9 protein-coding genes are annotated in these 14,815 nt (G+C 40.8%); 5 read left to right on the forward strand and 4 right to left on the reverse strand.

Features of this window, described 5'->3' with window-relative positions; genetic code table 11:
- Positions 1–109: 109 nt before the first annotated feature.
- The 4 genes from G3R48_RS00710 to barA all read right to left on the reverse strand — a co-directional run bounded on the left by G3R48_RS00710 (position 110) and on the right by barA (position 6,589).
- Complete coding sequence (locus G3R48_RS00710; RefSeq protein WP_153661212.1) at positions 110–1,207, reverse strand: hypothetical protein; 1,098 nt, start codon at positions 1,205–1,207, stop codon at positions 110–112.
- A 124-nt stretch (positions 1,208–1,331) separates the two neighbouring features.
- Complete coding sequence (recN, locus tag G3R48_RS00715) at positions 1,332–2,990, reverse strand: DNA repair protein RecN (RefSeq protein ID WP_153661210.1); 1,659 nt, start codon at positions 2,988–2,990, stop codon at positions 1,332–1,334.
- Between the two features lie 193 nt (positions 2,991–3,183).
- Positions 3,184–3,795: a YjaG family protein gene (locus G3R48_RS00720; RefSeq protein ID WP_153661208.1), complete on the reverse strand. Its 612-nt coding sequence runs from the start codon at positions 3,793–3,795 to the stop codon at positions 3,184–3,186.
- Positions 3,788–6,589: a two-component sensor histidine kinase BarA gene (barA, locus tag G3R48_RS00725; protein WP_425516747.1), complete on the reverse strand. Its 2,802-nt coding sequence runs from the start codon at positions 6,587–6,589 to the stop codon at positions 3,788–3,790. Before barA ends, G3R48_RS00720 begins: the two co-directional genes overlap by 8 nt.
- A 118-nt stretch (positions 6,590–6,707) precedes the next feature.
- Between barA and rlmD the strand changes: the two genes are divergently transcribed.
- The 5 genes from rlmD to eno all read left to right on the forward strand — a co-directional run bounded on the left by rlmD (position 6,708) and on the right by eno (position 14,801).
- A complete protein-coding gene (gene rlmD, locus G3R48_RS00730) occupies positions 6,708–8,072 on the forward strand; it encodes a 23S rRNA (uracil(1939)-C(5))-methyltransferase RlmD (protein WP_153661204.1) in 1,365 nt (454 codons plus the stop codon).
- A gap of 169 nt (positions 8,073–8,241) precedes the next feature.
- Positions 8,242–10,452 (forward strand): GTP diphosphokinase, encoded by a 2,211-nt coding sequence (relA, locus tag G3R48_RS00735; protein ID WP_153661202.1) that lies wholly within the window; start codon positions 8,242–8,244, stop codon positions 10,450–10,452.
- 138 nt (positions 10,453–10,590) lie between these two features.
- A complete protein-coding gene (mazG, locus tag G3R48_RS00740) occupies positions 10,591–11,424 on the forward strand; it encodes a nucleoside triphosphate pyrophosphohydrolase (protein ID WP_153661200.1) in 834 nt (277 codons plus the stop codon).
- A 182-nt stretch (positions 11,425–11,606) separates the two neighbouring features.
- Positions 11,607–13,247: a CTP synthase gene (pyrG, locus tag G3R48_RS00745; protein WP_153661198.1), complete on the forward strand. Its 1,641-nt coding sequence runs from the start codon at positions 11,607–11,609 to the stop codon at positions 13,245–13,247.
- A 252-nt stretch (positions 13,248–13,499) separates the two neighbouring features.
- A complete protein-coding gene (gene eno / locus G3R48_RS00750; protein ID WP_153661196.1) occupies positions 13,500–14,801 on the forward strand; it encodes a phosphopyruvate hydratase in 1,302 nt (433 codons plus the stop codon).
- Positions 14,802–14,815: the final 14 nt, after the last annotated feature.

Below are 14,815 nucleotides of genomic sequence, written 5' to 3' on the forward strand. Positions count from 1 at the left end.
TTATTTGCTGTTTCAGAGCTTACGTGACGAACTCAACGTTTGTATTGGCTGAGCGACAATAGCATTGCCGTTACTTGCATTGGTAATGTCATCATGACCGTTAACCCCGCTAGTTGACGGGGTTAAACATTGCGGCTCTGGTTTTTTCAAGCGAATGGCTCGCATCAAGTAAGCTGGTTAAGTAGTTATGCTTGTTTGAGCAGTTTAATGCTTTGCCGATTGGGTTAAACCGCATTGCTTTTAACTTGTCCATTGGACCTGCAACACAGTAAGCCTGAGACACATTATTAATATTTTCACTACTGCCATCGATAAAATGGCTAATTGCAACGTAATAGTCAGCATTCATATTGTCACTATCGGTTTGCTGGAAAAAGTAACTAAACAGTGCATTTTGATAACTACTTAATTGAGTGACGTGAAATGGCTTGTCTTTGAGCTCACTAATTAAATGATGGGCAAATACCCATTCACCAGCCAATATGCGTTTAATGTTACTCACGGATAGTTGTGGAGACGCTTGCCAGTATTTACGTTGCGTCCGGGTGAGAGAGTGTTGCTTAAACCACTGTTTAGTTACAGTAATATTATGACTTAATTGATTGCGTGCCATAATATGGCTATCCAAATACTGAGCGTTTTTATAAGCCAATAATTGAAGTTTATATTCATTGCCTAAATACTGGATTAACTTGTTTGGTTGTGTTTTGGCTTGCATAAGCACATTTAATTCTGCCAAATTACGAATTTTGCTCAAATCAACTTGGTTAAGCTCTCTTCTATTATGATCGACGCTGTGATCTTCTTGCCAATGAGTAAGTTGTTGAATGGCATAATATTGAGTGATTAAAGATTGATTCTGTTGATTGAGCGCATTAAAGGCATCAAGGTTATCAGTGATAAACTGCTGACATTCTCCTTGTAAGTTATCACCGCAGGCTTTGGTGTACTGATTGAGTAAGCGGTGTTGTGCATCGGTTAATGACAATTTGGAGGTGCTTTTTTCACCAGCCAGTAATAACAACTGTTCAAATGCATTTGTTTCAGCACTAACTTGAGGTTGCTCAAGCCATTTTTGCATGGTTAGGTTGGTATCTGATGGGGAGGCGTCGAATGCATTAATTGCAAAAACATATAGGGTTAATAGCCCTAAAGTAGCAAAAATCAACGTAAAAAAACCAATAATAACCTTAAACACTTCTTTCATGAACGTCCCGTTAATGACACCGAAAATAGCTGTCTAATTTAGCAGAAATCGATTTAGATTTCATGGCAATATCATCACGATTTTTAATCATTAATGGTGGTATTTAATTAATTTATATTTAGTTTTAATGCAGTAACTCTTTGGCATTTGCCAAGGTATTTTCAGTAATACTATCACCACCAAGTAGTCTTGCTAATTCATTGACTCGCTGTTCTTTTGAAAGTGGTGTCATCAGTGTTTCTGTTTGGCCACCTTTATTGAATTTATTTACATACATGTGTTGGTGTCCATTACCCGCTACTTGAGGCAAATGGGTTACACAAAACACTTGCGTTGACTCCCCTAGACTTCGAAGCATTTTCCCTACAACGGCAGCGGTTGGGCCTGAAATACCGACATCAACTTCATCAAATATTAACGTTGGTGTTGATACTTTTTTGGCGGTGATGACTTGAATGCCTAATCCTATACGAGATAACTCACCGCCCGATGCAACTTTAACAATAGGTTGTAATGGTTGACCTGGGTTAGTGGTAACTAAAAATTCAATTTTATCAGAGCCGTTAACAGAGATATGTTCAGCTTGATAAGCCACATCAATGATAAATTGCCCCTTTGGCATATTCAGCTCATGTATAGACTGGGTAACTAATTTATTGAGCTCTTTTGCATAGCGTGCACGGCTTTGACTGAGCTTGAGAGCGTGTTTGGCATAGGCTGCTTTACTTTGTTCCAACTGCATACGAATTTCATCGAGTTTGGTTTCATCGCCGCTTAAATCGGCTAATTCGGTTTTTAATGCAAGATGGTGAGCACTGAGCGTTTGTGGTGATACATGGTGTTTACGCGCTAATTGCATGGCTTGAGATAGCCGGGTATCTAAATATTCAAAGTGTTGTGGGTCTAGTTCAATATTACTTACGTAAGATTCAATTTCTGAGGTGCTTTCTTGAACCTGAATAAGTGCTTGATTTAGCATGTCAGAAATTGAGCTGAGTTGTGGGTCAACATCAACTAATCCTTCGGCAATACTGATGCTTTGATACAATAAGCTGCCTACGTTACCGTCGTCGTTATCATTGAGCAATGATAAGGTTTGTTGGCAACGCTCTATTAGCTCACTGCCATTAGCTAGACGTTTATGTTCTTGCTCTATTTCAGTAAACTCATTTTCAGCTAAATTAAATTCATTGAGTTCTTCAACTTGATATTGCAACAGTTGTTTTCTCGCTAAGCGCTCGTGCTGAGCCTGCTCAAGCTGCTGTAAGTTGTGCTCTATATCTTTGGTGCGCTGATAACTTTTACTGACACCGTCGAGCAGCATTTTATGGTTGGCGTAAGCGTCTAATAATGTCAGTTGGTGTTCACTTTTTAACATGGCATGATGTGCATGCTGGCCATGAATTCCAACAAGTAATTGCCCTAAAGATTTAAGTTGAGCAACAGGGACTGGATTGCCATTAATGTAAGCTCGAGAGCGACCTTCAGCACTAATAGTACGGCGCAAAATACAATCGTCTTCCATTTCTAGGTCGTTGTCTTCTAACCAACGTTTTGCCAGCGGAACATCGTCTAAAACAAAACGAGCACTAACTTCAGCCTTGGTTGCCCCTGGGCGGACTGAGTTAGCGTCAATGCGGTTGCCTAAACAAAGCCCAAGCGCATCAATCGCAATCGACTTGCCAGCGCCTGTTTCACCGGTAATACTGGTCATGCCGACTTTAAAGTCTAATTCTAGAAAACGTACGATAGCAAAATTATTAATGCTGAGTTGGCAAAGCATAGGTTCAGTCCTGTTGTTTTTTTATTCAACCACTGTATTGATAAACAGTATATACTGATTTTATATACAGTAAAGGTTCAATGGTTAAAAAATTACCTTTTGAGGACCGTTGTTAACTTAACTTGATGATTATAAAATAAAAAAGCCCGAATAAATTCGGGCTTTTTTATTGATTTGTGAGCAACGTGTTTTGCTAGTTCAAGCTAATACCAATATTGGATACGTCTGCGTCAATAATTTCTTTGCGCAATGCTTTTATCATTTCAGTGCTGGGCTTTGGTTCTTGTTCAATCACGTCAAGTAACATAGATTGCATGTTTTTTTCTTCAATCATCACTGGATGAGCAAAGATAAAATCATCAAGTTGGGCTTCAGTGATATTGTCATCACATTCCTCACCGCATAAGGCTTCAACATAATGTGCTACGGTGCTGGATGATAACTTGCTGATGTTAACAATATCATCCTCAGCTTGAGAGCTAATGGCACTTAATAAGGTAGAAATGGCAACAACAGCGTCCATGGCTGGGTATGCACCATACGCGTCAAATTCTGTTGGTTCTGGGGTGTTGTCCTCAAGGCGTTGTACGTGGACATCTATATTGAATTTGAGTTTTTTGTCATATTGGCTTTGCCATAACAACTCTAATGCTGTGCTGAGTACTTGTGGATTACCAAATTCACACACTTCGCTGAATAATTGGTAATTTGGCAACATACGTTGACATAAGGCAGTTGCAAAAATCTGCTTTTGAGGGATAGAGAGTGCTTTAAGACGTTTAAAGAAACCGGTCTTGTTATTCATTAGGCATTTCCACTGACAATTGATTGATCACTTGCTGAGCCGCTGATTCTACCTTAGTTAATTCATCAAGTAACTCAAGTATTTCTGGTTCTATGTCATTGATGGGTGTTTTTTTCTTTAGTGCTGATTCGATTTCTTGGCATAACTTGAGCGTACGTGGGACGCCGCAATAGCAACTTGCACCATGAAGTTTATGTACCGTTTGAAGTAATATCTGCGTTTGATGTTCAGTAAACGATTGTTCAATGTTTTGCATGGTTTCAGGTAATGACTCTAACAACATTTTTAGCATATCGAAGGCTAAGTCTGGTTTATGGTTTGCCTGAGATAAACACAGTTCCCAATTTAGGGTGTGGACGTCGAAGTGGGTAAATTGCGGTGTGGTCACCCATTTATTAATGACTTTTTTAAGTGACGATTCATCAATGGGTTTGGGTAGAAAACCGTCCATACCACTTTGTAAAATATTGTCGCGCTCTTCGGCAATGGCGTGCGCAGTCACAGCAATGATAGGGGTATTATGATTTAACGACTTTTCACGAATTAAGGTTGAGGCGGTCAAACCGTCCACCCCCGGCATTTGAATATCCATAAAGATAATATCAAATACTTTGGTTCTGGCTTGATTGACAGCATCTTCACCATTTTTAACGGTGGTGACGTCGGTAACGATTTCATTCAATAATGTGTCAATCAGCTTAAGATTTGCCAGATTGTCATCAACAGCAAGCACTTTTACATTACGCTTGTCGGCAACAGCCGTTGCGGGAGTGTCGGTTAATAAATACTGTTCAGTTGGTGTTGGTGGGTAGATCATTCTCCTTGCTAAGGTGTAATCACTGACCGGTGTTTTGAGTAAAATATCGCACTGAGGCATATACACATGCTCAATTAAATCTTGCTCGCCTGTTTCATGTAGTAGGAGTAAGCAATTTGTATGTTGCTTAGCTTGTTTTAGGTAATGCTCGCTTTCTGTTGCGTCTATAAAGCATTTACAACTTAATACGATGTAATCGTAGAATACGTTAGGGTTATCTAAGGTTGCTTCAAAATGATCTAATTGACCCACACTGGTTAGCGACATTTGCCATGATTCAAAGCGACGGTTTAGGGTATCGCGAGTTAATTCTCTTGGCTCAAACAGTAAAACATTTTTTTGTTGTAAAAATTCCATTGGCAGTACTTCACCTATTTGGAATTGACTGATCCCTAATGGCAAAATAAACCAGAAATTTGACCCTTGTTTAGGCACTGACGTAAAGCCGATTTGACCACCCATTTGGTTAATAAGGCGCTTGGTTATCACAAGCCCTAAACCTGTTCCACCAAAACGGCGTGAAATAGAGGAATCTGCTTGGCCAAATGCTTGGAATAAATAGTCTTGTTGGCTTTCATCAATACCAATACCGGTATCAATAATTTCACAACGTAGGGTCAGGGTCTCATCTGCCAATGTAATTAAATGGATCTTAATGTTAACGCTACCTTTGTCAGTAAATTTAATGGCATTGCCGACTAAGTTAGTAATAATTTGACTGATACGCATGGCATCACCGCTAACGCTTTCTGGCACATTGGCATCAATGTCAACGACAAACTCTAATCCTTTTTGTTGCGCGCCAGCGGCGATAATCGTTAACGTTTCAGCAATTGTTTCACGCAAGGCAAATGGCATTTTTTCGAGTACCATTTTACCTGCTTCAAGTTTTGAGAAGTCTAAAATATCGTTGATGATACCTAGTAGGTTACTGGCACTGCGCTCAATTGTTTGAATGTAATCGAGTTGGCTTGAGTGCAGCGGTGTTTTGATTAACTGCCTTGCAAAACCTATTACGCCATTGAGTGGTGTGCGTAATTCGTGAGACATGTTTGCCAAGAACTCTGATTTAATTTGACTGGCTTCTAAGGCGCGTTTTTTGGCAAGGTCGAGTTCCACGTTTTGAATCTCAATTTGCTCTAGGGTTTCACGTAAATCTGAAGTCGCTTGATCGATGTTTTGTTGCATCTCATCGTGGTATTCAGATAACGAACTTGCCATGGCATTAATGCCGCGTTTGAGCAAATCTAACTCACCAATTAAATTACCTTCTAAACGGGTATCAAGTTTACCTTCACGAATTTTAGCGACCACGCGCACCGTTTCTGTAATAGGGTGGTTAACAAATTTCACTAACCTGAAGGTGAAAAACAAATTAAATTGCACGCCAATTAACACAATGATAAAGGCGGCAATGGCTGCTCGATGTTGTTCAAGCAGGGCATTTTCTTTGTTTAGTAAAATGGCAATGTAGCCGAGTAAACGCTCATTTTGGCGATTAAATACATTGGCAACAGGCAAGCTATTATCGAAAGTGGATTGAGTATAAGGTTTCAGCCCAGTGTGCGCGACAATGGGCACACGGATCACCATGGCATCCCCAATGGTTTCATATTCGCTATCTAGCAGGTTTTGTAAACCGCTTTTATAGCGCATATTTTCAAAGTCTTTATGGTAGTGAGATGTCACAAATAATTGATTTTGCGTGTCAAAAACAGCGATAGAATGAATTAATGAGGCGTGATTAATTTGTGAGGCGGCTAATAATCGTTTAGTTGATTCACGATCTTTCGTGACAATACCAAACTCACTGGCAATGGCTAAGGGTTCAGCAATGCTTAAGCCTTTTTCTATTAATGAATCTTCTAATTCATAGAAGCGGTTTATGGTAAAATAACTGCCAAGTAAAATACCGACCACAATGGTAGGGGCTAACGCAAGGACAAGGACCCATGCTCGCAGACTAAACTTGGTCATGTTGTTAGCACTTTTCATGTTATCTGAAGGTATTCCGAGTGATATAATTTTATTACATTCTAGACTGCCAGATGTTACACATCGTTTACCAGTTTTTTATTCCCGATCTGAGGCCGACATGGCGCAATTTTATAAACCCAAAGCCAATAAATCTAAACAATTATCTAGCAAAATGTCATTACAAGTGACTGCGCTTGACCATCTTGGTGCAGGCATCGCTCAGCACCAAGGTAAAGTCGTCTTTGTGCCAGGGGCGTTACCCACAGAAACGGTCACCGTACAATTAACGGAGCAGAAAAAAAGCTTTGCGAAAGCCAAGCTCATTAAGGTTGAACAACCAAGTGCACAACGGGTGAAGCCTGCGTGTCAACATTACAATGAATGTGGAGGCTGTGACTTACAACATTTAACGCACGATGCGCAGCGCCAACATAAACGTGATTCATTGGTCAGTTTGATGCAAAAAATGTCTGGAGTAAGCCAGATCACTGCTGAAATGCTCAAAGACGATATTGCCAGTACAGCGTTGCATTATCGTCGCCGTGCACGGTTAGCCACTTTGTTTGATAAAAATCGCAATCGGCTACAACTAGGGTTTCGTGCCACAAGCAGTAATCGCATCGTACCGATTCAATCTTGCTTAGTGCTGGCACCTAACTTGTCAGCATTAATTGAGCCATTTTCAATTAATTTAAATCAGCTTAAGGCCAAAGCCAGTTTAGGCCACCTTGAGCTAACTCAAGCCCAAAATGCTATTTTTGCCGTTATACGGGTCACGAAGGTATTACCAAATTCAGACATTAAATGGTTAACCGAATTTGCGAGTAAGCATGACATTACCTTATTACTGCAAAATGATGATGGGCAGTTAACACAATTATTTCCATTGCTTGATGTTAATGACAGCCAACAGGTTAGCTTGCCAAGCTACCCACTTGCTAAGGGCCGAATTAATTGCCAGTTCACACCGGGAAATTTTGTGCAGGTGAACGGCGATATTAATCAACGTATGGTTGAGCAGGCCATTGAATGGTTAAGCCCGCAGACCAACGAGCGTATTCTTGATTTATTTTGTGGGGTAGGTAATTTTAGTTTGCCACTGGCACTTAAGGGCGCGCAAGTGATTGGGGTAGAGGGTGTAAAAGAAATGGTCACCCAAGCTAAACAAAATGCGTTGGATAACCAATTAAACAATATTGAATTTTATCACGCAGATCTTAGTGCTAACTTGGCTGAAAAAGCCTGGTTAGGGAAGATTGATAAATTGCTACTTGATCCGGCAAGGGCGGGAGCGTTTGAATGTTTGCAATGGCTAGATGATTTACAGCCTAAAAAAGTGGTGTATGTTTCGTGTAATCCAGCCAGTTTAGCCAGAGACGCAAAAGTGCTAATTGAGCAAGGTTATCGGTTAGTGCATTTAGCTGCTATCGATATGTTTCCACAAACTCACCATATTGAGGCGATGGCATTATTTGAACGTTAAAGGTGACAAAAGTAATATTTTGTCACATTAGTGGTTTCATAACCGTTGCTTTGTTTAGTATTTAATGGAATAAGATTACAATGTTTTCTCACAAGTTTGCTTGTTGGAAGCAAATGAGTTTAGCAAGAATTTGACTTTCGATTTGACCAGAAGAAGTAAGGAAATTTAAATGGTATCGGTTCGCGAAGCGCACTTTAATACACTGCCCTTCCAAATAGATGAGTGGGTGGCTCGTTATATTGAAGATAAAGACGAAGCGCAAAGTTTGCTGCGTCTTATTAACGAATTAGAGTCATTACCCGTTGCAGATAAAACGGCTCATCAGCAGCTATTGCTTCGCGCTCGGGAAATGATAGAAATTCTTGCTCCACTTAATATGGATATTGAAACGCTACAAGCTGCAATTTTATTTGTGGTGCTAGATGCCGATATCATTAGTCTAGAGAAAATAGCAGAAAACTATGGTGCACCGTTAGCTAAATTAGTTTCTAGCGTAGTGACCATGGATGCCATCGGCGCATTAAAAGTCAATGGCCATTCTGCCCGCACGGGTGAGTCGCAGGTTGACAATATTCGTAAAATGCTGCTGGCAATGGTTGAAGATGTTCGCGCAGTAGTCATTAAGCTAGCAGAGCGCGTTTGTTTACTTCGTTTAGTAAAAAATGCCGACGAAGAAACACGAGTGTTATTAGCAAGAGAAATTGCAGATATTTATGCGCCGTTAGCTAATCGCTTAGGTATCGGTCAATTAAAGTGGGAACTTGAAGATATCTCCTTTCGTTATCTGCACCCTAAAGTTTATAAAGATATTGCCAAACAGCTTGATGGCAAACGCTTAGACAGAGAAGTGTACATCGACAAATTTGTTTCAGACTTACAAGCGCGTTTAGATCACGACGGTATCTTAGCCAAAGTTTATGGTAGACCAAAGCACATCTACTCAATTTGGCGAAAAATGAAAGGTAAAGATCTAAAGTTTGATGAACTTTTTGATGTGCGTGCGGTAAGAATCGTTACTGACCGCCTGCAAGACTGCTATGGTGCACTTGGTGTTGTGCATACTCTTTGGCATCATATTCCGCGCGAATTTGACGACTACGTTGCTAACCCCAAGCCTAACGGTTACCAGTCTATCCACACAGTTGTAGTCGGGCCTGAAGGCAAAACCGTTGAAATTCAAATTCGCACAGAAGCCATGCATCAAGATGCTGAGCTAGGCGTGGCAGCGCATTGGAAATACAAAGAAGGCACTAACACAGCCAAGCAAAGTGGCTACGAAGAGAAAATTAACTGGCTGCGTAAAATTTTACAATGGCAAGAAGATGTAGCTGAAAGCGGTAACCTTGTCGATGAAGTTCGCAGCCAAGTATTTGAAGATCGTGTGTATGTCTTTACCCCAAATGGTGAAGTGGTCGATTTACCCCAAGGCTCAACCGTGCTCGATTTTGCTTATTATATTCACTCCCATGTTGGGCATAAATGTATTGGTGCAAAAGTGGACGGACGTATTGTGCCGTTTACTTATCAAGTTGAAACGGGTGAGCGTATTGAGATTATTACCTCTAAGCACCCAAATCCTAAACGTGATTGGCTCAATCCTAACTTGGGTTACATAAAGTCATCGCGCTCGCGTTCGAAAATACAACATTGGTTTAAACAACAAGACCGAGACAAGAATATTGCCGCGGGTAAAGAGATGCTAGATGCCGAGTTATCTCGTATTGGCTTAAAAAGCAAAGATGCATTAATTGCCGTTGAGCGCTTCAATTTAATGACCATGGACGATATGTTAGCGGCTATTGGTGGTGGCGATTTACGTTTGAATCAAGTGGTGAATTATACCGAGACTCAAATACGTCGTGAGCCTGAAAACGATGACGGATTGCTTGAAGAGATCATAAAAAAACCTTCAGCCAAACCGAAAAAAACAGGTTCTGGCCAAGTAGAAGTCAACGGTGTTGGTAATTTAATGAGCCACATAGCTAACTGTTGTCATCCAGTGCCTGGCGATGAAATTTTTGGTTACATCACCATGGGACGCGGCATATCTGTGCACCGCAGTGATTGTGAGCAAGTGAAAGAGTTAATGCGTGCTCATCCTGAACGCAGCGTTGATGTGGTTTGGGGGGAGAACTACTCTGGTGGTTATCGGATTAAAGTGGTTGTTGAAGCACATGATCGCAGCGGTCTATTGCGCGATGTCACTACAGTGTTAGCTGCTGAGAAGTCTAATGTGATGGCAATGAGTTCAACCTCAGATGTAAAAACGCAAACCGCAACAGTGAGCCTTGAATTAGAGCTGTATAACCTTGATGGTTTATCGCGCATATTGGCTAAGTTGATGCAAATTGAAGGGGTAGTGAAAGCAAGGCGCACTTAATTGCATAAGCGTTTTCTATTATTATCAAGGTGGTAACCGTTAAGGTTTACCACCTTTTTATTTGTTGATTAGTTAACATGCCCATTTCTACTGGTTGTTTTACGCCATTGTTATGTGATTATTTAAAGAGCCAATATTATGCCAAACAACGCTGAGAGCAATGTCATTGCACCATTACTGAATATCATGGAAAAATTACGCGACCCACAAACGGGTTGCCCATGGGACAAGCAACAAGATTTTGCATCTATTGTGCCTTTTACATTAGAAGAAGCCTACGAAGTCGCCGATGCCATTGAGCAAGCTGATTTTACTGCTTTGCCTGATGAGTTAGGCGACTTATTGTTTCAGGTTGTGTTTTATTGTCAGTTAGGTAAAGAGCAAGGCATGTTTGACTTTGCTGATGTGGTCACGCGGATTTGTAATAAATTAACTCGTCGTCATCCGCATGTGTTTGGCGAAAAAGTAACTGAGGCCAATGCGCTTCATACCGCCACATCAGTTAAACAAACATGGGATGAAATTAAACAATCTGAGCGGCAACAAAAACAGCAATTGTCGTTACTTGATGATATCCCTCAAGTGTTGCCAGCACTTAATCGTGCTATCAAGATTCAAAAACGGGTAGCAAAAGTCGGTTTTGATTGGCCTGAGCTTGGCCCAGTGGTTGCTAAAGTTCATGAGGAGATCGATGAAGTATTAGCAGAAGCACAATTTTTACAAGCCGAACCAGAGATATATCAGCCTAAAGTGCTTGATGAAATGGGGGACTTGTTATTTGCAGTTGCTAACATGGCTAGACATTTAGGCGTGGATCCTGAGCAAGCGCTTAGACAAGCTAACCAAAAATTTGAAACACGCTTTAAAGGTGTGGAACAATTGGCGCAGCAAAGCGGCGTGGCAATGCAAGATCATACATTGGCAGAGCTTGACCAATATTGGGATCAAGTAAAAAAGCAGCAACGCCAATAAAATCAAGCTTTCAAGGCGACTGAAGGGCAATTAAATCACCATAGGGATATTTAATTACCTTTAGTCGGTCAAATTTTATGTGTTTTCTAATTGTTGTCTAAGCTGTCATTTGGTAGAATGTCGCCCCGTCCTAGTGCTTTCTTACAAGCACGTATTTTCCAACATAATTTCTCAGGTTCAGCATGACTACAAGGTATATCTTCGTTACTGGTGGTGTAGTTTCATCACTAGGTAAAGGCATTGCAGCAGCATCATTAGCAGCAATTTTAGAGGCTCGCGGCCTTAATGTAACTATCATGAAACTCGACCCTTACATCAACGTTGATCCAGGCACAATGAGCCCAACTCAACACGGTGAAGTGTTTGTTACAGAAGATGGCGCTGAAACTGACTTAGATTTAGGTCACTACGAACGTTTTATTCGTACCAAAATGAATCGTCGCAATAACTTTACTACTGGCCGTATTTATGAAGAAGTGCTTCGTAAAGAGCGCCGTGGTGACTACCTTGGCGCAACTATTCAGGTTATTCCACACATTACTTCAGCGATCAAAGAGAAAGTCATTGAAGGTGGTGAAGGCCATGACGTTGCAATTGTAGAAATTGGCGGAACAGTCGGCGATATCGAATCATTGCCTTTCTTAGAATCAATTCGTCAATTAGGTGCTGAGCTAGGACGTGAAAGAACCTTATTTATGCATTTAACCTTAGTGCCGTTTTTAGGTGCTGCTGGTGAAATCAAAACCAAACCAACTCAACACTCAGTTAAAGAGTTACGTTCAATTGGTATTGCGCCCGATGTATTGGTTTGTCGTGGAGACCGCGCTATTCCAGCAAACGAAAAAGCGAAAATCTCGCTATTTTGTAATGTCGAAGAAAAAGCGGTTATCTCACTTAAAGATGTCGATAGCATCTACAAAATTCCTGCGCTTTTACGCTCACAAGGTCTTGATGAACTCGTTATTAAACGCTTCCATTTAGAATGTAACGATGCTGATTTATCAGAGTGGGAAAACGTGATTTACCAAGAAGCAAATCCAACAGGTGAAGTTACCATTGGTATGGTTGGTAAATACATTGAGCTTCCAGATGCTTATAAATCAGTTAACGAAGCGTTAAAACATGCTGGCCTTAAAAACCGCCTGACGGTGAATATTCAATACATTGATTCACAAACAGTTGAAGCAAAAGGTGAAGAAGTCCTCCAAGGGCTTGATGGTATCTTAGTTCCTGGTGGTTTCGGTGAACGTGGTGTTGAAGGCAAAATCTTTGCTGCAAAATATGCTCGTGAAAACAACTTACCTTACTTCGGCATTTGTTTAGGTATGCAAGTTGCGCTTATTGAATATGCACGTAACGTTGCAGGTCTTGACGGTGCGCATTCGTCAGAATTTAACCCACAAACAGCACATCCTGTGATCGGGTTAATTACTGAGTGGATTAACGAAGAAGGTGATGTTGAAAAACGCCATGAAGCGTCAGACTTAGGTGGCACTATGCGTTTAGGCGCACAGCTTTGTCACTTAGTGGAAGGCTCAAGAGCTGCAGAAGCTTATGGCAGCGCAACCTGTGTTGAACGTCATCGTCATCGTTTTGAAGTGAACAATAACTACATTGACCGTTTAGAAAAAGCCGGCCTTAAATTCAGTGGCTTGTCATCTGATCGTAAATTAGTTGAGATGATTGAAATCCCAACGCACCCATGGTTCATTGCTGGTCAGTTCCACCCAGAGTTTACGTCTACTCCACGTGATGGGCACCCGTTATTTGAAGGGTTTGTTGCTGCCGCAGCAACGTATCAAAAACGCGACGTAGTCGCGTAAAAACATCAAGGCCGTGATGACATATCACGGCCTTTTTTATTGTTTTTTTTTGAACTTAAACAATATTGTTTGTTAAAAGTTAGTTGAAGCTTGTGACAATTAGTTTTATTCTAATCGCATGGTTTTTTATTACAGAATTGAAAGTTAAATACTAATTATCTTGCTGGATACGCATGATTAAGCGAGTAAATTAGTATTGATTTTTTATTTTGTATTTAACTTTCAATATTACTGAGTAAGTAAGAGGAAATTATGACTAACATCGTTAAAATCATTGGTCGCGAGATCATGGATTCACGTGGTAACCCAACAGTTGAAGCTGAAGTTCATTTAGCAGATGGTTCTTTTGGTATGGCAGCAGCACCATCAGGTGCATCAACCGGTTCTCGTGAAGCATTAGAATTACGCGACGGTGACAAAGCTCGTTACTTAGGTAAAGGTGTGTTAAAAGCGGTTGAAGCAGTAAATGGCCCAATTGCAGCGGCGCTTGTTGGTAAAGATGTATTAGCTCAAGCAGAACTTGACCAAATCATGATTGATTTAGATGGAACTGAAAACAAAGCTAAATTTGGCGCAAATGCTATTTTAGCTGTTTCACTTGCAGCAGCAAAAGCGGCGGCGGCATCTAAAAAAGTCCCTTTATACGCACACATTGCTGACTTAAATGGTACGCCTGGTGTTTATTCAATGCCTCTTCCAATGATGAATATCATCAATGGTGGTGAGCATGCTGATAACAGCGTTGATATCCAAGAATTTATGATCCAACCTGTTGGTGCAGCTAATTTCCGCGAAGGTTTACGTATGGGCGCTGAAGTGTTCCATAGCCTTGCAAAAGTATTAAAAGCTGACGGTCACTCTACAGCAGTGGGTGATGAAGGTGGTTTCGCACCAAACTTACCATCAAATGCTTCAGCATTAGCTGCAATTAAAACGGCGGTAGCCAATGCAGGCTACGAACTTGGTAAAGACATCACTTTAGCGATGGATTGTGCTGCTTCTGAATTCTTTGATAAAGAAGCCAACATCTATGATCTTAAAGGTGAAGGTAAGCAGTTCACTTCTGAAGAGTTTAACTACTTCTTACAAGACCTTACTAAACAATACCCCATCGTTTCTATCGAAGATGGTCTTGACGAGTCAGATTGGGAAGGCTTTGCACATCAAACTAAATTGATGGGTGACCAAATTCAGTTAGTTGGTGATGATTTATTCGTAACTAACACTAAAATTTTGAAACGCGGTATTGATAACGGTATTGCTAACTCAATCTTAATCAAGTTCAATCAAATTGGTTCACTAACTGAAACGTTAGCGGCGATTAAAATGGCGAAAGACGCGGGCTTTACAGTCGTTATCTCTCACCGCTCTGGCGAAACTGAAGATGCAACTATTGCTGATTTAGCCGTTGGTACTGCTGCTGGCCAAATCAAAACGGGTTCTTTAAGCCGCAGTGACCGTGTTGCGAAGTACAACCAACTTCTTCGTATTGAAGAAGCATTAGGTGAGAAAGCACCATATAACGGATTAAAAGAAGTAAAAGGCCAAGCATAATTTTTTGCTAAAGC

Source organism: Shewanella intestini (assembly GCF_018221465.1).
Classification (GTDB): domain Bacteria; phylum Pseudomonadota; class Gammaproteobacteria; order Enterobacterales; family Shewanellaceae; genus Shewanella; species Shewanella intestini.